This window comes from Sorangium sp. So ce204, from assembly GCF_051526795.1.
Taxonomy (GTDB): domain Bacteria; phylum Myxococcota_A; class Polyangia; order Polyangiales; family Polyangiaceae; genus Sorangium; species Sorangium cellulosum_B.
This window is the reverse complement of sequence record NZ_CP150317.1, coordinates 8,312,687-8,334,245: the sequence shown is the minus strand read 5'-3', so window position 1 is coordinate 8,334,245 and position 21,559 is coordinate 8,312,687. Positions and strand designations below refer to the sequence as shown.

Here is a 21,559-nt window from a genome sequence, read left to right as displayed (position 1 = left end):
CGAACGCCGCGAGCATCGCCTGTGCGCCATGCCTCGACCCGACGACCCCCGGCGGGACACCAGAATAGCGAGGGCGCCGGAGATGATGCAACCGCATCTCGTTCGCAGGAGCCTGAATGAAATATTTCTACCGCCGACGCGGGCCGGCGAGAGAAGAAGCAATGCGTGCCGGCACCCGGCGTTCGCTGCACCGGCGGGTCGTGCCCGTGCCCTGGCAGGCTTCCGCGAGCGTCGAGGCGACCGTGATCGGCTGACGGCGCCGATGGTCCGCGCGACCTTCGCGCGCCTGTCAGGCCCCGCGGCCGTCGTATCTATCCGAGCTGAACCGCCCCCGCTCGCCCGGCCAATGCTTCGCCCGCGCGCCTCACCCCAGCCCCCGCGCGCGCCTACCCTCGGAGCACCGCCACCCGCCTCCCGGCCGCCGTCCTCGCCTCCTCGATCCGCGTCCGCTCCTCGATCGCCCCCGCCGCATTCCTGCAATCGAAGATCGCCAGCACCCCCTCATCGAGCCCCAGCCGGCGCAGGTACTCGTCGAGCTGGCCGAGCCCTTCCCGCAGCGGATCTCCCTTCTTGTCGCGGTCGCGCCACACCTTGATCTCCACCGCCAAGCGCTGCTCCGCGCGCCGGCCCTCGCCGTCGACAAAAGGCCACCGGACCAGCACGTCGATCCGCTTGCGCCCCCCGCCGACCTCGCGTTCGATCACGCCTCCTCCGTTCACCACCCGGTGCAAGAACGCCATCAGGACGAGCTGCGGCGCCGCCTCCTGGTAGTCCACGCGCTCGACGACGATCTCTCCATGTTGCCGCCAGAACTCGGCGAAATCACGGAGCAGTCGGTCCACGTCGAGGCGCCCCTCCGGAGTCCTGTAGCGCTGCGGCTCCGCGTCGATCGCGGCCTCAGCGGAGCTCGCGAGCACGCGCAGGATGATCTCGCGGTAGATGGGGTTGGCGATCCTCACCGGCAACCCCGGAGCGACCAGCCCGAGGTCGATCGCATGCTCGAAATCCGAGTCGAACGTCTTTCCCCCGGTCAGCTCGCCGGCGAGCACCGGCTCGAGCACGCGGCGTACCCGTCCTTCCTCGAGGCGCGCGAGCAGCGAATCGAGGTGCGTGGCCCGCGCCAGGATGACGCGCTCCTTCGCGGCGTCGATGTGCGCGGCCGTGATGGGCTGGTCCACGGGGATCTGCATCTTCTCCACGACCTCCCGCGCGAGCGCGTTCGTGAGCCACGGCTGCCCCTGCGCGAGCGCGAACGCGCGCGCGAGCGCCTCCTCCGCGAACGGCTGGCCTGTCTCGTCGGCGTGCTGTCCATAGAGATCGCGGACGTCCGCCTCCGTGAAGTCGCCGAGGCGCAGCGACTCTTCCTTGATGTTGAATGGGCTCGACGAGCCCATACGGACCGGTCCCCCGCCGCTCGCGGCCTTGTAGTCGCGGACGTCGCGCGCCCCGCAGAGCACGAGCGACCAGGGAAAGGCGGCCGGGCGGTCCGGAAAGCCGGCGCGGAGCTGGCTCAGGACGGAGATCAGGCTGCTTCCCGTGAGCGCGTCGATCTCGTCGAATACGAGCATCAGCGGGCGGGGGCACGCTTCCGCCCAGCGCGTGAGCTGGGTCTGGAGGTATCCGGCGGGCGGGACCTCGACTGGCGCCGGCGGCCGGAGCGCCGGGGGGAGCTCCAGGCGAGCTGCGCCCTCGACGGCGAGCCATATCCCCTTCACCGCCTGCTCGACGTCTTCAGGGAAGGCGCGCGCCGTCTCGCAGGAGAAGTGCAGCGCCGCGTAGCGCCCCTCCTCCGTGAGGCGCCGGGCCAGCGCCTTCATCGTGGTCGTCTTGCCCGTCTGGCGCGGGGCGTGGACGACGAAATACGCTTGCTTGTCGACCAGCGCGCGGAAACCAGGCAGTCGCTGCCCGGCTGGGACCATGTAGTGTCGGTCCGGACGGCAGGGGCCAGCGATGTTGAAGGTTCGCACAGTCTTCATGTACCGCAGGCCGCGCCCCATGGCGAGCGACCGGAGCCTGGCTACGACTCGCTCCCCGACAGGTCTCGGCGCGCTCGTGCCGAGCGGCGACGAAGCTCCTCACCGGAGCGCGCCGAGGCCGAGCGAGATGCACGGCTCCCCGTCGCGCAGCGAGATCCCCGCCAGCTGCTTCTCCGGCGGGTACATGTACCCGAACAGCATGCACATCTCGTTGTCCCCGTAGCCGAACGTGAGATCGTGGTCCGACGTGTTCCGGAACCTGCACGCGTACCGGAGCGAGTCGCCTTCGCCGAGCGCGAGCGCCGGCCGGAAGACCTCGATGTCGCTCTCCAGATCGAACGCCCCGCCCTCGTAGACGCGCGCCTCGCCCCCGTCCGCGCGGACGACGTCGACGTCGAAGGCATCGGCGTAACGGTGCGTGTGCGGCATCAGAGAGACGATGTTCCCGCCGAACGTCGAGCACGTCGCGCCGACGGTCTGCGTGGCGCGCGGCGGGACGAGGAAGTCGTTGACGCTCAAGACGAACGGCGCGAGCTCTTCCGTCCGCTCCGAGAGAGGCATGGTGTAGAAGTCGTAGGCGAGCTCCACGAGCGCGGGCTCGGGCGACGTGTTGAGCAGGTGCACGCTCGTCGCGATCTCGCGGGACGTATCGAGGGTGAAGCCCATCCCCTCCGGGAAGACGAGCGTCTCCTCGCCGACGACCTGCGTCGAGCTCGCGAAGAGGACGTCCGGGATGGCCGCCGGCAGCGTACCGAAGGGATCGTCGGCGCCGGGATGGCAGCCCGGGTAAGGGTTCAGCCCGAACGATGGATTGACCGGCTTGGCGATCACGTTGCTGTGATGCAGCCCCGCCGTCGCGTAGACGCGCGCCGCGTGGACGGTCTTGCTCTCGATCGCCGGGAAAGGCCATGACACGCAGAAGGTCGCCTCTTCGCCAGGCGCCATGAGCCGCGGCGGCGCGATGATCCTGAAGCCGCTGCGCGGCGGCTCCGGCAGCGCGAGCCGGGTGAGCTCGGCGCCGAAGGCGACGACGTTGTCCCGGTCGACGCGCTCCTCGGGCTCGTAGCGGGCGGCGGGCTGGACGCACCGCCCGCGAAAGCGCTCCTCGCCAGGAGCGCACGCCTCCGGCGGCGACGGCTCGACGCCCGCGCAGGCAGGGAGAAGCAGAATCCACAGGAGACCCGTCGAACGTGCGCTGTCGCTCGGGACATAGCGAGTTTGAGGATGTTGCATCACAGATAATCTGCGGCCGACAGCCTCTCACCGGAAGCCTCGACTGCGGATCTCGCCTTCAGAGGGAGGGCGCCCTCGCGCGGCCAGGGCGGAGCCCGGGGCGAAGGGGACGCTCCCGGCACAACCGAGGACGACGCGGGCTTATGCGGTCCATCCGCGGCGGCCGCCGTCGCCGGGCGGCGTCGGCGCGGCGGCTGGTCCGCCCACCACCGGCGCTCGCTCCGCCAGCAGCGGCGTCCGCTCGCCGGCCCACGGCCGCTTCGCCTATCGCAGCGCCGACCGGAGCGTCCCGCCCACCTGTCCTCCGGCCGTGGCCGAAGGGCCGCCTACGTGGACACCCTGTTCACCCGGCTCGACGCTGTGCGCAACAAGGGGGTGACGTGGTCGTCGCGGATCGTCTAGCATCCCCGTGCCGAGGGGCAGCGCGCCCCACGATCCCCCGCATCGCCCGACCACCACGCAGCGTGGTCCCAGCTCGTGGAGAAGACAGCATTGAGCGAGCAAGCAATCGAGCCGGCCCTCCCCGTCACCGCTTTCGAGAGGCGCTTCAAGCACCCGCCGGGGCTCGTGATCCTCTTCTTCGCGGAGATGTGGGAGCGCTTTTCCTATTACGGCATGCGCGGCCTCCTCAAGCTGTATATGGCGAACTACCTGTTCGTCACCGCGCGAGAGGCCTACCAGGGGTGCCGGCAGCACACGCCGCCATGCGATCTCGTCCCTGGTGATCCGACCACGGTGTTCGCCTGGGAGTTCATCAAGGGCCTCCTCCCGAGCGCGCCCGGCGAGCAGGCGTCCATGCTCTACGGGCTGTACACGGGCCTCGTGTACCTCACGCCGTTCTTCGGCGGCATCCTCGCCGACAGGGTGTGGGGGCAGCGCAAGACGGTGGTGATCGGCGGCGTCTTGATGGCCATCGGACACTTCGTGATGGCGTTCGAGAACTCGTTCTTCATCGCGCTGCTCCTGCTCATCCTCGGCAACGGCGCGTTCAAGCCCAACATCTCGACCCAGGTCGGCAGCCTGTACCCGAAGGGTGATCCGCGCCGCGACGGCGCCTTCACCATCTTCTACATGGGCATCAACCTCGGCGCCTTCATCTGCAACTTCGTGTGCGGCACCCTGGCCGCCGTCTACGGCTGGCACTACGGCTTCGCCGCCGCGGGCGTCGGGATGTGCCTTGGGCTCGTCGTCTACCTGGCGGGGCAGAAGTACCTCGCCAAGGACAACCTGATGAAGACGGCGGAGGGCGCCGGCGAGCAGAAGCAGCCGCTCTCCAGCGACGAGTGGCGGCGCGTCGGCGCGCTCGTGGCGCTCTGCGCCCTCAACGTCGTCTTCTGGGCGGTCTACGAGCAGCAGGGCAACACGATGCAGAGCTGGGCCGACGAGAAGACGGTGTGGCCCACCGTCCTCGGCTTCCAGATCCCGTCGACGTGGTTCCAGTCGGTGAACCCGCTCTGCATCATCCTGTTCGCCCCGCTGCTCGACGTCTTCTGGCGCTGGCAGGCGAAGCGCGGCGCCGAGCCGACGAGCGTCTCGAAGATGGCCCTGGGCTGCACCATCCTCGGCCTGTCGTTCATCGTGATGATCGTCGGCGCGCAGGCCGTCGGCGACGGCAAGGGCAGCCTGTTCTGGCCGGTCTTCTGCACGCTGCTGCTCACGATCGGCGAGCTCTACCTGTCGCCCATCGGCCTGTCGCTCGTGACCAAGGTCTCGCCGGTGCGGATCGTGTCGATGATGATGGGCATGTGGTTCGTCTCGAGCTTCCTCGGCAACACGCTGAGCGGCTACCTCGGCATCTTCTACGAGCGCTGGTCGAAGGACATGTTCTTCCTGATGCTCACCCTCCTCGGCCTGAGCGCCGGCGCCGCGATGTTCGCGTTCAACAAGCCGCTCCGCCGCGTGCTCGGCCAGCACTGATCCACACCGCGCCCGGCGCGGCCGCGCGCCCTCTCCGCGAGGGCGCGGCGCGGCGTCAGGGCGCCCGCGCGCTCTCCGTGAGGGCGCGGCGCGGCGTCAGGGCGCCCGCGCGCTCTCCGTGAGGGCGCGGCGCGGCGTCAGGGCGCCCGCGCGCCGGCGGGGTCGACGATGCGCTCGTCGAGGGTCGCGAGCCGCCCCTCGGGCAGCGCGCTCCCGATGGCGGCCACGGCGCGGCGGACGCTCTCCAGCGTGCTGCACGAGGCGACGTCGACGAAGAGCCGCCCCGACTCGGGCCAGGAGTGCAGGGCGACGTGCGACTCGCCGACGACGGCGCACGCGGTGATCCCTTGCGGAGAAAACGGAACGACCACCATCTCGAGCAGGGTGAACGATCCCGCGGCGACGGCCGCCTCCAGCGCCCCGCGGAGCGCGGCCGGGCTGTTCAGGAAGTCGGAGGGACAGCCCTCGAACAGGGCAAGAGCGACGAAGAGCTGCATCGGTGAGCGAGCGCGCGCGGCGGCCCGCGCCGGCCGCCTAGGGTAGCCGAGCCTGGGCACCGCGGAACCTGAATCGGCTTCACGAAGGGGGTAGGCCCGCGGAGGGCGTGTTCGCCGCGCTACACCGCCCTCTGCACATGCCGAGCAGAGCGGCGGTCTCCTGTGCGGGAGACCGTCGCTCTAGAACAACGATCACGTTGAAACCCGGAGAATTTTCACAGGGAGGCGGGGAGGCGGGGAGGAAGAATAAAAATGATCTTCTCCCTCTCGCCGTCTCTCGCTCCCCGCCTCCTCGCCTCCCTGTGAAAATTCTGCTTTTCTCGTGGTTTCAACCCGTTTGTCGCTCTAGCGCCGCCGCGCGACCTGGACGACGCCTTGCACGCGCTGCCCACCCAGGTCGAAGCGCCCCTCGAGCCCGGCGAACACGAAGCTGTTCACGCGGCTGCCCTGGACCTCCCAGCCGCGGATCGACCCCCCGGTGTTCTCCCAGAGGAACAGGTTGAGCCCGCCGCCGATCGTGGGCCCCAGCGCGACGCTCTCGGACATGCGGACGTCGATCACCGCCTGGAGCCGCCCGAGCTCGATCCCGTGGGTCACCGTGTCGCCCCACACCCCCGGCCGCGCCGCGGCCCACACCCCCGGCCGCGCCGCGGTCCACAGCGCCCGGTAGCCGCCGCCCAGCGAGATCACCGGATCCACGCGCTCGAACGGCGCCAGGTGAAAGCTCGCCTCCGCGCCCAGCGTCACGCCGCGCACGTCGGCCCCGCCCTGCTCCGCGCCCTGCGCCGTGTACTGCTCGTAGCGCGACGTGAGCCCGAGGCCGACCTTCGGCATCGCGCGGTAGACGAGCTTCACGCCCACGCCCGCCCCCGGCCCCGCCACGTCGCGCAGGCGCCGCTCGCTCCCGATGTCGCCGAACCCCTGCGCGTACCCGAGGTTGAGGCCGAGCTCGAGCGCGTTGGCCGGCGCCCTCAGCGGAGAGCGCAGGTAGCTCGGCGGGACGTCGCCCTCGAAGTCCTGCGCAGCGGCGACGCTCCCGCAGAGCACGGCGGCCGCTCCCGCGGCGATCGCGACCCCGGTGTTTGCCTTCATTGCGGATCCTCCTCGCTGCGCGGCGCCGCGACGACGGCGGATCCGATCCGCGCGCCACGCCGCGAACGCCGCGCGCCGGGGCGCGAGCATCGCGTGTGCCACGGAGGCGGCGAGCAACGCCTTCCCGGTCGCGGACGGGCCGCCCGCGCCGCGCGTCAGCCGGCGCCTACCAGCGGTGGAAGGCCGGGTGCCCTTCCTTCACCGCCACGAACGTCCCGCGGCACGTCGCCGTGACCCGCCCGCCCGCCTCCAGGGTCGCCTCGACAACGACGCGGTCGCCCTCCGCCTCGGCGACCTGCGCCCGCAGGTGCACCGGGCCGCCGAGCGGCGTCGGCTTCTTCAGCTTCACGTGGAAGTCCGCCGTCACCGTGCACGGCGGCGCGTCGGCCCCCCGCGCCTTCATCAGGTGGTAGGCCGCGGTCCAGTTGGAGTGGCAGTCGAGCAGCGCCCCGATGATGCCGCCGTTGAGCATCCCGGGGAACGCCTCGTGGTGCGGCTCCGGCGTGAAGTCGCAGACCACCGCGTCGCCCTCGACGCGGCTCTTCAGCCGGAGCCCCCTGTCGTTCGCCGGCCCGCAGCCGAAGCAGCGGCCCTGCGGCGAGTACCTGTCCTGCAGGCTCGCCGCGCCGCCGCTCACCGGGTGCCCCCGACGAACGCCTCGTCCATCAGCATCTTCTGCTCGAGGAGGTGGCTCGCGCGCGAGCCGGTCGCCGGGCTCGCGCTCGGCGCGCGGCTCACGCACGAGAGCGGCAGCCGGTCGCCGATGCGCTGCCGGAGCACCGCGAGGATGTAGTACCAGGCGCCGTAGTTGCGCGGCTCCTCCTGCACCCACACGAGCGGCGTGCCGTCCTTGTAGGGCGCGAGCGCGTTCACGATCTCCTCGTTCAGCGGGAACAGCTGCTCCAGCCGCAGGATCGCCACGTCCTTGAGCCCGCGCGTCTCCCGCGCCAGCGCGAGGTCGTAGTAGACCTTGCCCGAGCAGAGCAGCACCCGCTTCACGTCCGCCGGATCGACCCCGCTCGTGTCGGGCAGCACGCGGTGGAACTTGCCCTCGGAGAGATCCTTGATCGTCGACACGGGCCGGTGCGGGCCCTTCGACGTCGCCGGGACGCGCAGCAGGCTCTTCGGCGTCGCGATGATGAGCGGCTTGCGCCACGGCCTGTGCACCTGCCGCCGCAGCACGTGGAACAGCTGCGCCGGCGTCGTCAGGTTGCACACCTGGATGTTGTCCTCGGCGCTGTTCTGCAGGCAGCGCTCGATGCGCGCGCTCGAGTGCTCCGGCCCCTGGCCCTCGTAGCCGTGCGGCAGGAAGAGCACGATGCCGCTCAGCCGGTGCCACTTGTCCTCGCTCGACGTGAGGAACTGATCGACGATGACCTGCGCGCCGTTCAGGAAGTCGCCGAACTGCGCCTCCCAGATGACGAGCCCGTCCGGATAGTCGAGGCTGTAGCCGAAGTCGAAGCCGAGCACGCCCGCCTCGCTGAGCGGGCTGTTGAACGCCTCGAAGCGCGCCGGCCCCTCGGCCACGCGCGACAGCGGCGCGTAGCGCGCGCTCGTCTCGACGTCGCGCAGCACCGCGTGCCGGTGGCTGAAGGTGCCGCGCTGCACGTCCTGACCGGAGAGCCGCACCGGCGTCTTCTCGGCGAGCAGCGACGCGTAGGCGAGCATCTCGCCCGTGCCCCAGTCGAACGCCTCGCCGGCGACGAGCTTGTCGTGCCGCTGCTGGAGCGTCGGCAGCACCTTCGGGTGCGCCTTGAAGCCCTCGGGCAGCTCGAGGAGCCTCTCCGACAGCGCGATGAGCCGCTCGGCCGGCACGCTCGTCGGCACCTCCGGCGTCGCGTTGTCGGCGCCGCCGCGGTAGTGCGACCACACGCCGCCCATCGAGTACAGCACCGGCGCGAAGCCCTTCTGCTTCACCTCGTCGAGCGCGGCGGCGAGCGCCTCGCGGCGCCGCACGACGATCTCGTCGGCCTTCTCCTCGGTGACCTGCCCGAGCTCCATGAGGCGCCGGACGTACACCTGCCGGACCGTGGGCTTCTTGTCGATCGCGGCGTACATCCGCGGCTGCGTGTAGCGCGGCTCGTCGCCCTCGTTGTGGCCGTACCGCCGGTAGCAGTACATGTCGATGATCACGTCGGAGCCGAAGCGCGTGCGGTAGTCGATCGCGAGCTGCGCGACGTGCGCGACCGCCTCCGGGTCCTCGCCGTTCACGTGGAACACCGGGACCTTGAGCATCCGCGTGATGTCGGACGCGTAGCGGGTCGAGCGCCCTTCCATCGGATCGGTCGTGAACCCGACCTGGTTGTTCACGATGACGTGGACCGTGCCGGCCGTCGTGTAGCCCTTCAGGTTCATCATGTTGAGCGTCTCGGCGACGACGCCCTGCCCGATGAACGCCGCGTCGCCGTGGATGAGCAGCGGCATCACGCGGCGGCGCGCGTCGGCGGCGCCGTCGGCGAGCCGGCGGTCCTGCTTCGCGCGGACGCGCCCCTGCACGACGGGGTTCACGAACTCGAGGTGGCTCGGGTTGAACGTGAGCGTGAGGTGGACGTTGCGCCCGTTCTCGAGCGTGCGATCGGTCGAGTAGCCGAGGTGGTACTTGACGTCGCCGCTGCCGAGGTGGCGCTCCGCGTTCTTGTCCTCGAAGGCCGCGAAGATCTCGCGCAGGCTCTTGTCCATGATGTTCGCGAGGACGTTCAGCCGGCCGCGGTGCGCCATGCCGACCACGATCTCGTCGACCTCGTGCGCCCCCGCGCGCTCGATGATGAGGTCGAGCAGCGGGATGAGGCTCTCGGCGCCCTCGAGCGAGAAGCGCTTCGTCCCCGCCTCGTAGGACTTGTGGATGAACTGCTCGAAGATCTCGGCGTCGGAGAGCTTCGTGAGGATCCGGAGCTGCTTCTGGCGATCGAGCGTCAGCCGGTTGCGCGTCGACTCCATCTGCTGCTGGAGCCACTGGCGCGCCTCGGGCTCCTCGATGAACGTGAACTCGACGCCGATCGAGCGGCAGTACGTCTCCTCGAGCCGGCGGATGATCTCGCGCAGCGTGAGGACGGGCGGCACGCCGGCGAGGTCGGTCGTCGGGAAGGGCAGCTCGAGGTCCTCGACCCGGAGCCCGAAGTTCGTCAGGTCGAGCTCGGGCGGCGTGGCGGGCGGCAGGCCGAGCGGGTCGACGTGCGCGAAGAGGTGGCCGCGCACGCGGTAGGCGTTCACGAGGGCGTAGACGCGCGCCTTGATCGCGGCCTCCGCGAGCACCTTGAGATCGCGCGAGGACTCGGGCGAGCTCGGGTGCTCGCTGAGCGTCCGCGCGAACGCGGCCTCCAGCGTCTTCGCGGCCTCGCCGTTCGTCTTGCCATTCCCGTTCCCGTAGCCGTGCCCGTTGCCGGGCCGCAGCACCTGGTGCGGGATGGTCGGCGTCGCCGCCGGAGCGGGCAGCCTGCTCGGCGTCGCTCCGCCGTTCTTTCCCTCGAAGAACGAGCGCCAGCCGGGGTCTACCGACTCCGGGTTCTCGAGGTACTGGGCATAGAGCTCCTCGACGAGCCCTGCATTGATTCCGAAATCAAGCTGCATCGTGGTCGGGCTGCAAATAACGCGTGTCGGGCCGGCACGCTAGAGTCGTTTTCCGATGGCTTCGCCTCGTGGGGCGGAACATCGTCCGGGCAAGGGGTTCGACCGCCTGGAGAAACGGTAGGGAGAAGCGGTAGAAGGGGGCCCATGGAGCAAGACCGCAGAACCCCGGGTCGAGGACCGGCGCCCGCCGTCCTCCCCTTCGATCGCTTCCGGGACCACCTCTTCCACGATCCCAGCCTCGGCCTCTGGCTGGACGTGAGCCGGATCCGCTTCGGGAGCGACTTTTTTACCACGATGGAACCGCGGATTCAGGCGGCGCTCGCCGAGATGGCGGCGCTCGAGGGCGGGAGCATCGCGAATCCCGACGAGGGCCGCCGGGTCGGCCACTACTGGCTGCGCGCGCCGGAGCTCGCGCCCGAGGCGGCGCTGCGCGCGGCGATCGAGGAGACGAACGCGCGGATCCTGGGCTTCGCCGCGGACGTGCACGCGGCGCGGGTCCGGCCGGAGCGGGCGGCCCGCTTCAGCAGGGTGCTCGTCGTCGGGATCGGCGGCTCGGCGCTCGGGCCTCAGTTCGTCGCCTCGGCGCTGGGGACGCCGGCCGATCGGATGCAGATCCATTTCTTCGACAACACGGATCCCGACGGGATCGATCGCACGCTGGACGCCATCGGGGACGATCTCGGCGCGACGCTCGCGGTGATCATCTCGAAGTCGGGCGGGACGAAGGAGACGCGCAACGGGATGCTCGAGCTCGAGGCGGCGTACCGTCGGCTCGGCCTCTCGCTCGGCGCCCACGCGGTCGCGGTGACGGGGGAGGGCAGCGAGCTCGACCGGTATGCGACGAAGCACGGCTTCCTTGCCCGCTTCCCGATGTGGGACTGGGTCGGCGGCCGCACGAGCGAGCTGTCGGCGGTCGGCCTGCTGCCCGCGGCGCTCCAGGGGCTGTCGATCGTCGAGATGCTGCAGGGCGCGCGCGAGACGGACGAGGTCACGCGCTCGAAGGAGGTCCCCCGGAACCCCGCGGCGCTGCTCGCGCTCGCCTGGTACTCGGCGACGGGCGGCGTGGGCCGGAAGGACATGGTGCTCTTGCCGTACAAGGACAGGCTCGAGCTCTTCTCGCGCTACCTCCAGCAGCTCGTGATGGAGTCGCTCGGCAAGCGGCTCGATCGGCAGGGCAAGGAGGTCTTCCAGGGCATCGCCGTGTACGGCAACAAGGGCTCGACGGATCAGCACGCGTACGTGCAGCAGCTCCGTGACGGGCTCGACAACTTCTTCGTCACGTTCATCGAGGTGCTGCGGGATCGCGCGCCGTCGCGCGGCGTGCTCGAGGTCGACCCCGGCGTCACGACCGGCGACTACCTCGACGGCTTCCTCCAGGGGACGCGCAAGGCGCTGACCGAGAGCGGGCGCGAGTCGATCACGCTCACGATCGACACGGTCGACGCGCGCGCCGTCGGCATGCTGATCGCGCTCTACGAGCGCGCGGTGGGCCTGTACGCGTCGCTCGTGGGCATCAACGCGTACCACCAGCCCGGCGTCGAGGCCGGCAAGAAGGCCGCGCAGGAGGTGCTCGACCTGCAGGCCAAGGTGCTCGCGGCGCTCGGCTCGAGCGCGGGCCGCGCGCTGTCGCTCGCCGAGGTCGCGAAGGCGGCGGGCGCGGACGACGTCGAGACGGTCTTCTGGATCCTGCGTCACCTGGCGGCGAACCCGGAGCGCGGCGTCGCGCGGGAGGTCCCGCAGGGCGGCTCGCCGTTCGACGCGAAGTACCGTCTTTCGCGCTGAGGGGCCTCGCGGAGCAGGCCCCCGGGCATGTCGGACAGGGTCGGGGGCCTCGCGGAGCAGGCCCCCGGGCATGTCCGACATGGGCAGGTGCCTCGCGGAGCAGGCCCCCGGGCATGTCCGACATGGGCAGGTGCCTCGCGGAGCAGGCCCCCGGGCATGTCCGACATGGGCAGGTGCCTCGCGGAGCAGGCCCCCGGGCATGTCGGACAGGGTCGGGTGCCTCGCGGAGCGGTCGTGTTGGATTGACATGCGACCTCTCGAGTCGATCGCGACACGCCTCGTGGTTCGGGATTGGCCTTCTTCACCGCGCCATGCTCCCGCGAGAGGGCCCCACCGCGAGCCGCCTCCGGTCAGGTCCCGCGCTTGCGCCCGATAGGCGAGCGGGGCTATGTTGAGCGGCTCAGAGCCCTCCGCTGCCGTCGAGGTGCGTGGGCCCCGTGACCACGCGTCGTGCAATCGCCCTGGCCCCTCCCCGTCGTCGCCCTGTCGCCATCCGCCTGCGGCGCCGTCCTGTGGCGCATGCGGGGCGCAGAGCGGCTCACCGTCCTCGTCAAGGCCACCTTTGCCCTCGTGCACGACAGGACCGCAGAGCTCGCTGCAGCGGCCGATCTGGTCCGCACCGACCAGCTTCGGGAGGGGTGGGGCAGCCTCGAAGAGGCCAGTGAGACAGCACCCTACCTGCCGGGCGCCGGGGTCGTCGTGCGCGGACACGCCTGCGCGCCTGTGGGGACGACCACCACGGCCCTCCCGGTGCGGGTCGCGCTCTTCCGCGATGGCCGCTGGATCCTCAACAAGGCGCTTCATGTCTTCGGCGACCGCACGCGAGAGGCGCCGAGCCCCCGCCCGTTCAGCCGGATGCCGCTCGTGTACGAGCGCGCGTTCGGCGGCCCACATCTGGATGGGAACCCGGTGGGCGTGGGCTCCGACGCGGTGCTGCCGAGCATCGTCGATCCGGGCGATCCGATGCGGCCGGCGGGCTTCGGCCCGATCGCGAGGCACTGGGCCCCGCGGCGGCATCTCCTCGCGCGGGATCAGGCGGCCGACCCCCTGGCGCTGGATCTCGACGGCAGCTTCGACTTCCGGTACTTCCACGCCGCGCCCGCCGATCAGCAGATCGACTTCCTCCGCGGCGACGAGTGGATCTTCCTCGAGGGCCTGCACCCGCACTGGCCGTGGCTCCGGTCCAGCCTGCCTTCGGCCCGCGGGCTCGCGCGGCTCTATCGGGCCGGGCCGAAAGGAGAAGACCACGGGCAGGCGATCGAGCTCGTCGCCGATACGCTGACCATCGACGCCGACCGGCTGCTCTGTTCCGTGGTCTGGCGAGGGAACGTGGCCCTGCTGGCAGGCGACACGCCGGCCCGCATGCGCGTTGTCGCGGGCGTCGACGTGTCGGGGCAGCCCCTGGCATGGCCTTCTGCTGCGTCCGCGCCTCCGCCGTCCCATCGCTGGCATGGAGCGTCTGGCCCCGCCGCGGGCGAGCGACCGATCGCCAGGACGCTGGTGGTCGAGGACGACAACACGGTCGATGTCCGCGACAGCGGCCTCGTCGTCGACATGAAGATGAAGCCGCCGTTCGCGCTCGCCGCGCCCGGCAGCGGGCGTGCTTCCCCGGTGACAGCGATCCCGGGGGCGCCCTGGAGCGCCCGTCCGCACCTGGCGCCGCTGCCTCCGCTGCCCGCCGTCGTGGCGAGCGGCCCGACCAACCTCTATGCACCGCGGCTCGATGCGGCGCCCCTCGACCTTACGGTGACGGCGATCACCGAGAACACGGCCGAGCCTGTCGCACCACCGCACGCCCTGGCCTCGCCCGCCGCGCCCTCGTCGCCCGCCGCGCCCTTGTCCGCCGCGCCCTCGTCGTCCGCCGCGCCCTCGTCGTCCGCCGCGCCCTCGTCGTCCGCCGCGCCCTCGTCGTCCGCCGCGCCCTCGTCGTCCGCCGCGCCCTCGTCGTCCGCCGCGCCCTTGTCCGCCGCGCCCTCGTCCGCCGCAATGTCGCCTGAGCCGGAGATCCGGGGCCTCCGCGCGACGTTGCTCGCCCGCCTCAGGAGCGGCCAGCCGCTCCACGACCTGGAGCTCGCGGGCGTTGAGCTCGACGGCATCGACTTCAGCGGCGCCTCGCTCGAGCGCCTGAACCTCTCCGGCTCGACGCTCACCCGATGCAACTTCGCGTCTGCGCGCCTCTCCGGCGCCAACATGAGCGGTACGGATCTGACGGACGCGAGCCTCCACGCGGCCGATCTGACGCGCGCCGATCTGTCCCGCGCCACGCTGGACCGCGCGCAGCTCTCCTCCGCGCTCCTCAAGGACGCCGACCTCGCCTTCGCGAAGGGGTCGCGCGCGCGCTTCGAGGACGCGTCGCTCGAGGGCGCCGACCTGCGGCAAGCGCGCCTGGTCGAGGCCGTCTTCGATCGGGCGTGCCTCGCGGACATCAACGGGACCAAGGCCGACATCTCGCGCGCGAGCCTCGCGGGCGCCAACCTCGCGGGCGCCGTCCTGCGCGCGGCGAAGCTGAAGGAGGCGAGCCTGCCGTGCGCCAACGTCGAGGGCGCCGATCTGCGCGACGCGGACCTCGCGGGCGCCAACGTCTATGGGGTCAAGCTCGCGAGCGCGAAATCGAGCGGCGCTATCCTGCGCGCGCTCGTCGAGATCCCACCGGCCGACGCCGGCATCGACGGCTCTTCGGCAGGTTGACCATCCGACGGATTCTGCCTAGTTCTATCAGCGAGCTCCTCGGGACGACCGGCGAACGATTCACCCGGTGGCATCGGGCGCGCGTCCTCGAACAACGCAGGGAAGGCCATGGACGACCTCATCAAGATCTCATCGGGCGTGCTCCCCAGCTCCACGCGCGTCGTCGGCTTTCGGGGCGTCGAGGCCATCTCGCGCCCGTATCAGCTCGAGATCTTCCTCCTGCTCCAGGGCGAGGACGCGGAGTCCCTGGACCTGCCCGATGCCGTCGGCGCCAAGGCGTCGCTCGTGCTCGACTGGCCCAAGGACAACGTCCCGCCCTTCGTCTTCGCCGGCGTCCTCGCGACCGTCGGCGTGCTCCACGAGCTGGACGGGCGCTCGCTCCTCCGGGCGGTGCTGGTCCCGAAGCTCTGGCTGCTCGGCCTCTCCAGGCGCAGCCGCATCTTCACCAAGCTGTCGCTGCCCGACGTCATGAAGGCCGTCCTCGAGGAGAACGGCATCGGACCCGACGAGTACGAGATGCGCCTCGGCAGCTACGAGGTCGAGGAGCACATCTGCCAGTACCGGGAGAGCGATCTCGACTTCCTTTCGCGGTGGATGGAGCGCGAAGGCATCTTCTACTTCTTCGAGCACACGCCCGACGGCGACAAGGTCATCTTCTGCGACACGAAGTCGTACGAGGAGGACCCGATCGGCGAGCCTGTCCGGTACCACCCGCAGCTGGGGTACGACGTGAGCGCGGGGATGGCGCTCCGCACGTTCACCAGCCAGCACACGACCTTGCCGGCGGTGATCAAGCTCAAGGATTACGACTATGCGCGGCCCAACCTGAGCGTCGCCGGGTCGGCGCGCGTATCGCCGAACGGCGCGGGCGAGGTGAGCCTGTACGGCGAGCGCTTCTTCACGCCGGCCGCGGGCGATCGGCTCGCGAAGATCCGGGCCGAGGAGCTGCTCGCGCGGCAGGTGCTGTACCAGGGGGCGGGCACGCGGCTGCACCTCCGGCCCGGCTACACGTTCGAGCTCGACGAGCACCCGCGCGCGGCGTTCAACGCGAAGCACCTCACCATCGAGGCGCACCATCACGGCAACCAGCTGGCCGGGGCCGCCGGGTACCGCGAGCTGCTCGATCTGCCCCACGAGGAGACCTATTTCGTCGAGATCACCGCCATCCCCGCGAAGACGCAGCTCCGCGCGGAGTCCCGCACGCCCTGGCCCCGCATCTACGGATACGAGAACGGCAGCGTCGACGGCCCGGCCGAGAGCGAGTACGCCCAGATCGACGATCTCGGCCGCTACAACGTGAAGTTCAAGTTCGACGAGAGCAACCTGAAGAGCGGGAAGGCCTCGACGTTCGTGCGCATGATGCAGCCGCACGGCGGCGGCATCGAGGGCTTTCATTTCCCGCTCCGCAGGGGCACGGAGGTGGTGCTCAGCTTCCTCGGCGGCGACCCCGATCGGCCGGTGATCGCGGGCGTGGTGCCGAACGCGCTCACGCCGAGCCCTGTCACGAGCGGCAACCACACGAAGAACGTCCTCCAGACGGGCGGGCGGAACCGGCTCGAGCTCGAGGACAAGACAGGGCAGCAGCGCGTCACCCTCTCGACGCCGTACTCGAACACGTACCTTCGCATGGGCGCGCCGAACGACGATCACGAGCTCATCGTGAAGACGGACGACAACACGCTGCTCGACGCGGGCAAGAACTTCGACCAGACCGTGGGCCTGAACGGCGGCGGCTCCTGGGTCGCCACCATCAAGGACAACTGGATCACCCACGTCCAGTCCGGGATCCACGAGCTCTTCGTCGACGCGAGCACCTCGTACACCGAGGTCAAGGGCGACACGGCGCTCCACGTGCTCAGCGGCAACCTCTTCACCGACGTCGACACGGGCGTGATGACCACCACGGTGAAGGGAGACACCACGACGACGGTGAAGACCGGCGATTACACGGTCAACGTCGAGGCCGGGGACACCCTCGTCGACACGAAGGCCGGGACCACGACCGTCAAGAGCAAGGGCAAGATGACGCTCGAGACGCAGGACCAGTGCGAGGTCAAGGTCAAGAGCAACATGATCCAGACGGTCGACGGCAACCTGATGGGGCAGATCAAGGGCGCCGAGGAGCTCAAGACGTACGGCCCGTTCAAGAAGCTCTTCGTCTCGAACAACGTCAACGTGACGGCCGGCATCAAGTCCGACACGTTCCTCGGCCTCTCGAACACCAACGCCGTCGGCGCCACCGTCGCCACCTTCATCGGCGCGAAGGCGACGCTGGAGCTCTCGGCCGCGCTCACCGCGACCTACGCGGCCAAGCTCGACATCACGGGCGGCGTGGCGCTGGCGTTCAAATGGGGCGCCTCGCTCGCGATCAACAGCGCCGTCGAGGTCACGGTGAAGCCTGTCTCCATCCAGTCAGGCGCGGCGAAGATCTCCCAGCTGCCGACGCGGCTCGCGATGACGGCGCTGCGTTATCACCTCTCGGGCGTCCATGTGCTCAGCTGAGAGAGCGAGCAAGGTCATCTCGTCCAGGAGCTCGGCCTCGACCGCCGGCCCCCGCGGCCAGGCCGCGGCTCGGCGCCCGTGAGCCCGAAGGGGAGATCGCGCAGCGACATGGGTACGATCATCGTCCTCTCTGCCATCCTCGTGCCGCTCCTCGTCCTCGCGGCCATCCTGTTCTTCGTCTTCCGCAGGGAAGATGCCGGCGTCCGCGCAGGGCAAGAGCGGATGACCCAGCTCGCCGCGAGGGCGGCCCGCGCGAGCCTCGCTCAGGCCACGGTGGTGTCGAGCCGGACCCTCGGCACCTTCGAAGACGGCGCCATGGCCTTCGTCGAGCTCCGGCTGGAGGTGCAGCCGGCCGGCGGGGCCGCGTACCTCGCGAGGACGGAGTGGGAGCTGAACATCAGCTCGCTGTCGATGGCGGAGCCGGGAAAGCGCGTCGCCGTCAAGATCGATGGTGACGACCGCGAGCTCGTTTATCCTGACGTGAGCTGGGCCAACCTGTCTCGCTCGTACATCGCGCGCGGCGCGGCGGACAATCGCGCCAATCGCGCCGGGCGCGTCCAATGAGCGCCCGCCCGGCCTGAGCGACCCTTATCCCCCATGCGTGTCATCAAACCTCAGCGTCTCTCCGTCCTGCAGCGCGTGTTCGAGCTGAAGCAGCAGCGCTTCCTCGCGCTCGGCCTCACGGCGTACCTCCCGCTCGACGCTCCGGAGCTGCCGCTCCCGGAGATCGCGATGTGGCAGGAGATCCCGAGGCAGCTCGGCAAGGACGTCGCGCTCGACGAGGGGCTGCCGAAGCCGCGGAGCGAGGTGCTCGCCTTCGGCAAGGCCTTCGCGGCGGGCGGCACCCCGCGCCCGGCGTTCCGGGCCCGCGTCCAGGTCGGCCCGATCGACAAGGCCGTGTACGTCGTCGGCAAGCGCCGCTGGGAGCGCGGCGTGCCGAGCGAGCCCGAGCCCCTGACCGAGCTCGCCCTCGGCTGGGACAAGGCCTTCGGCGGGCCGGGCTTCGCCCCGAACCCGATCGGGATGGGGGCTGCCCCGGCCGAGGAGGACGGGAAGAGCCACCACCCGCTCCCGCAGCTCGAGCACCCGAAGCACCTCATCACCTCGCCAGGCGACAGGCCGCCTCCCGCGGCGTTCGGGCCCCTCGACCCCACCTGGCCCGAGCGCCACGCGAAGCTCGGGACGTACGACGCGGCGTGGCTCGAGAGCGACTTCCCGGGCTTCGCCCGCGATCTCGACCCGGAGTACTTCATGGTGGCGCCGCCCGATCAACGCCTGCCCGGCTTCTTCCAGGGCGGGGAGCCGATCGCGCTCGAGCAGCTCCACCCCGAGCAGGCCACGCTGACGGGCCGCGTGACCGAGCTCGTCGCGCGTTGCTTCGTGACGCGGGCCTCGCGCGAGGACGCGCTCGAGGAGATCGGGACGAGGCTCGAGACGCTCGTGCTCCTGCCCAACATCCGCCGCATGATCGCGATCTTCCGGGGCGTCGCGCGCGTCGAGGAGGACGACGCCCGCGACGTGAAGTGCCTGCTCGCCGCGCTCGAGCGCCGCGGCGCCCCCCGGCCGAAGGAGCACTACGACGCCGTCCTGGCGCAGCGCCTCGACAAGAAGAAGGGGCACCTCGTCGCCCTGCGCGATCGCGATCTGCTCCCGGACCCCGACCCCGACGCCCCCGCGCTGCCGGACGAGAAGATCAGCGACATGGACGATCTCCTGCGCCGCGAGGGCGTGCTGGAGCGGCGGTCGCGCGAGCGGGCGCAGCGGGAGCTCGACAACGCGCGCATGGCCGTGCGGGTGCTCGGGATCGATCCGGACGAGAAGGGCATCCCGCGCGAGCTGCCGCCGCCGGAGGCGCCGCCGAAGCTCGACGAGCTGCCCGAGTACATGGAGCGGGTCGAGGCGGAGGCCGCCCGCCTCGAGGCCGAGGCGAAGGTCAAGCAGGCCGAGGCCCTCGAAGACGCGCGCCAGAACCTCGCCGAGCACGGCATCGACATCGACGAGGTGATCGAGAAATCGAAGCGCGAGGCAGGCGGGCCGCCCGGGTTTCGCGCGGACGAGCACCTCGCCCGCATGCGAGAGACCGCCCAGATCGGCCGCGACCTCGGCGCTCCGATGGACGAGCTCGAGGCGCAGCTCGAGGATCCGGCGTTCCTCGCGAAGCTGCGCAAGCTCGAGGAGGCGCAGCTCCTCGCCTACAGGCAGGCCGCGCACCACATGGCGCCCGCGGCGCTCCCGGACGACGCCGCGCAGCGCGACCTCCGCGGGCGCGTGGAGGCGGCGGTCGCGTCGGGGAGCCCGATGACCGGCTGGGACCTCACCGGCGCCGACCTCCGCGGGCTCGACCTGTCCGGGGCCGTCCTGCGGGAGGCGCTCCTCGAGCGCGCGGACCTGCGCGGGTGCGCGCTCGCCGGCGCGGATCTGTCGGGCGCCGTGCTTGTGCGCGCCTGCCTCGAGGGCGCCCGCCTCGAGGGCGTCCGCCTCGAGGGCGCGAACCTCGGCGAGGTCGCGGCGCGCGGGGCCGACTTCGGCGGCGCGCGCCTCGCCAAGGCGATCCTGCAGCGCGGCGAGCTCGAGGGCGCGCGCTTCGCCGGCGCCGACCTCCGCGGCGCCGACCTGTTCGAGGCGCGCCTCGCGCGCGGCGAGCTCGAGGGCGCGCTCGCGGACGAGGTCCTCTTCTACGAGTGCGACCTCGAGGGGGCGCGGCTGGATCGCGCAAACCTTCGGAAAGCCACGTTTTTCCGGTGTCGCATGGCCGGCGCGAGCCTCGCGGAGGCCGTGATCGAGGGCGCGGCGCTCGTCGAGACGGGCGCCGAGGGCGCTTGCTTCCGGGCCGCCCGCGCGAACAACCTGCGCCTCGTGCTCGCGTGCCAGCTCGGCGGGGCCGATTTCTCGGGCGCGGAGCTCGCCCTCGCGACGATGCGCGGCGCCTCGCTGAAGGGCGCCGGGCTCGCGCGCGTCCGGGCCGACGGCTGTGACCTCAGCGAGTCGGACTTGCAGGGGGCCCGCCTCGCGGGCGCGAGCCTGCAAGGGGCGCGGCTGATGCGCGCGGATCTCGGCGACGCCGAGCTGTCGGACGCGAACCTGATGGAGGCGATGCTGCAAGGCGCGAAGGTCCACGGCGCGTCGTTCTCCCGGGCGAACCTGTTCCGCGCGAACCTGATGGGCACCGAGGGCGACACGCGCACGAGCTTCAAGGACGCCCACGTCGTCCAGACCTTGTTCCCGAGGCGAAAGCGATGACCAAGGACGATCTCCTCGCCCGCGTCGCGAGCGCGGATCCGGTGGCCGACGAGGATCTCGCGGGCATGGACCTCCGCGGCGCCGATCTCTCCGGAGCCGTCTTCGAGCGCGTGTCGTTCCGGGGCGCCGACCTCACGGGCGCGCGGCTCCACGAGTCCATCTTCTCGGATTGCCGGTTCGAGGGGGCGCAGCTCGCGGGGGCGCGCCTCCGCCACGGCACGTGGGACCGGTGCACGTTCCTCGCGGCCGACCTGCGTGAGGCCGATCTGGTCGCCGTAAGCCTCGTCGAGTGCGATCTGTCGCGCTCCTCGCTCGACGGCGCCGACCTGACCATCGCGAGCCTGATCAAGCCGCGCCTCGAGGAGGCGAGCCTGAAGGGGGCGAACCTCGACCGCGCCGCGCTCGTCGACGCCGACGCCCCGCGGGTGAGCTTCGAGGGCGCGAACCTCGCGCAGACGGTGCTCCTCAAGGCGGACCTGTCGACGGCGCGCCTGCGCGGCGCGCGGCTCGAGAAGGCGATGCTGATCGGGGGCAAGCTCGCCGGCCAGGATCTCTCGGGCATGGATCTCACGCTCGCGCAGCTCATGGAGGTCGACCTCGGCGGCTGCGACCTCCGGGGCGCGCGGATGGCGCAGACGAATTTCAAGGGGGCTTCCCTCGCGGGCGCGCGCCTCGACGAGGCGAGCCTCGAGCGGGCGCTCTTCGCGGAGGCCTGCCTGTCGGACGCGACGCTCAGGAAGGCGAAGGTCGATCAGGCGCTCTTCGTGAAGGCGCGGCTCGAGGGCGCGAGCCTCGAGGGCGCGAGCGCGCACCAGGCCATCTTCAAGCACGCGAGCTGCGCCCGCGCGACGTTCGCCGGCGCCGACCTGACGTACGCCGATTTCTCGTACGCGGACCTCGCGGGCGCCGACTTCTCGCACTGCACGCTGTTCCGCGCGCGGTTCCACCGGACGCGCGAGCAGGACACTCGATTCACGAACCGATCCGCAGCGCTCGGCGACGACGAGGAGCTCAGCAAGGCGGAGCGGCGTACGGAGGGCCGATGAGCTCGGCGCGGAGGTACCG

The 21,559-nt window shown here is 71.0% G+C and carries 14 protein-coding genes; 8 read left to right on the top strand and 6 right to left on the bottom strand.

What is annotated here, in order from left to right; all coding sequences use genetic code 11:
* Window positions 1-116 precede the first annotated feature (116 nt).
* A complete protein-coding gene (locus WMF22_RS30935) occupies window positions 117-254 on the top strand; it encodes a hypothetical protein (protein WP_437293601.1) in 138 nt (45 codons plus the stop codon).
* A 132-nt stretch (window positions 255-386) separates the two neighbouring features.
* On the opposite strand, the gene WMF22_RS30930 is transcribed toward WMF22_RS30935, so the two are convergent.
* Window positions 387-1,976, bottom strand: coding sequence for an ATP-binding protein (locus tag WMF22_RS30930; protein ID WP_438032106.1), 1,590 nt, complete (start codon window positions 1,974-1,976; stop codon window positions 387-389).
* Window positions 1,977-2,075: 99 nt separating this feature from the next.
* On the bottom strand, window positions 2,076-3,209 hold the full coding sequence (locus WMF22_RS30925; protein WP_438032105.1) for a hypothetical protein: 1,134 nt from the start codon (window positions 3,207-3,209) through the stop codon (window positions 2,076-2,078).
* 492 nt (window positions 3,210-3,701) lie between these two features.
* On the opposite strand from WMF22_RS30925, the gene WMF22_RS30920 reads away from it, so the two are divergent.
* Window positions 3,702-5,126, top strand: a complete 1,425-nt coding sequence (locus tag WMF22_RS30920; RefSeq protein ID WP_437293598.1) for a peptide MFS transporter — start codon at window positions 3,702-3,704, stop codon at window positions 5,124-5,126.
* A gap of 137 nt (window positions 5,127-5,263) precedes the next feature.
* Here the strand turns inward: WMF22_RS30920 and speD are convergent, their stop codons facing one another.
* The 4 genes from speD to WMF22_RS30900 form a co-directional block, all read right to left on the bottom strand.
* Entirely contained in the window at window positions 5,264-5,623 is a 360-nt protein-coding gene (speD, locus tag WMF22_RS30915) for an S-adenosylmethionine decarboxylase (RefSeq protein WP_437293597.1), read from the bottom strand.
* A 345-nt stretch (window positions 5,624-5,968) separates the two neighbouring features.
* A complete protein-coding gene (locus WMF22_RS30910; protein WP_437293596.1) occupies window positions 5,969-6,715 on the bottom strand; it encodes a hypothetical protein in 747 nt (248 codons plus the stop codon).
* A gap of 166 nt (window positions 6,716-6,881) precedes the next feature.
* Window positions 6,882-7,352 carry a PaaI family thioesterase gene (locus WMF22_RS30905; RefSeq protein WP_437293595.1) on the bottom strand — a complete coding sequence of 157 codons (471 nt, stop codon included), beginning with the start codon at window positions 7,350-7,352 and terminating at the stop codon, window positions 6,882-6,884.
* Window positions 7,349-10,282: a 2-oxoglutarate dehydrogenase E1 component gene (locus WMF22_RS30900; RefSeq protein ID WP_437293594.1), complete on the bottom strand. Its 2,934-nt coding sequence runs from the start codon at window positions 10,280-10,282 to the stop codon at window positions 7,349-7,351. Before WMF22_RS30900 ends, WMF22_RS30905 begins: the two co-directional genes overlap by 4 nt.
* A 144-nt stretch (window positions 10,283-10,426) precedes the next feature.
* On the opposite strand from WMF22_RS30900, the gene WMF22_RS30895 reads away from it, so the two are divergent.
* From WMF22_RS30895 to WMF22_RS30870, 6 genes are all read left to right on the top strand, one after another.
* Window positions 10,427-12,064, top strand: a complete 1,638-nt coding sequence (locus tag WMF22_RS30895; protein ID WP_437293593.1) for a glucose-6-phosphate isomerase — start codon at window positions 10,427-10,429, stop codon at window positions 12,062-12,064.
* A gap of 450 nt (window positions 12,065-12,514) precedes the next feature.
* The gene (locus WMF22_RS30890; protein ID WP_438032104.1) at window positions 12,515-14,752 is read left to right on the top strand and encodes a DUF2169 family type VI secretion system accessory protein; all 2,238 of its coding nucleotides are present in this window, start codon (window positions 12,515-12,517) and stop codon (window positions 14,750-14,752) included.
* A 108-nt stretch (window positions 14,753-14,860) separates the two neighbouring features.
* On the top strand, window positions 14,861-17,254 hold the full coding sequence (locus WMF22_RS30885; protein ID WP_438032103.1) for a type VI secretion system Vgr family protein: 2,394 nt from the start codon (window positions 14,861-14,863) through the stop codon (window positions 17,252-17,254).
* A gap of 108 nt (window positions 17,255-17,362) precedes the next feature.
* Window positions 17,363-17,818: a hypothetical protein gene (locus WMF22_RS30880; RefSeq protein ID WP_437293590.1), complete on the top strand. Its 456-nt coding sequence runs from the start codon at window positions 17,363-17,365 to the stop codon at window positions 17,816-17,818.
* A gap of 33 nt (window positions 17,819-17,851) precedes the next feature.
* Window positions 17,852-20,494, top strand: a complete 2,643-nt coding sequence (locus WMF22_RS30875) for a DUF2169 family type VI secretion system accessory protein (RefSeq protein ID WP_438032102.1) — start codon at window positions 17,852-17,854, stop codon at window positions 20,492-20,494.
* Complete coding sequence (locus WMF22_RS30870; RefSeq protein WP_437293588.1) at window positions 20,491-21,540, top strand: pentapeptide repeat-containing protein; 1,050 nt, start codon at window positions 20,491-20,493, stop codon at window positions 21,538-21,540. Before WMF22_RS30875 ends, WMF22_RS30870 begins: the two co-directional genes overlap by 4 nt.
* Window positions 21,541-21,559 lie beyond the last annotated feature (19 nt).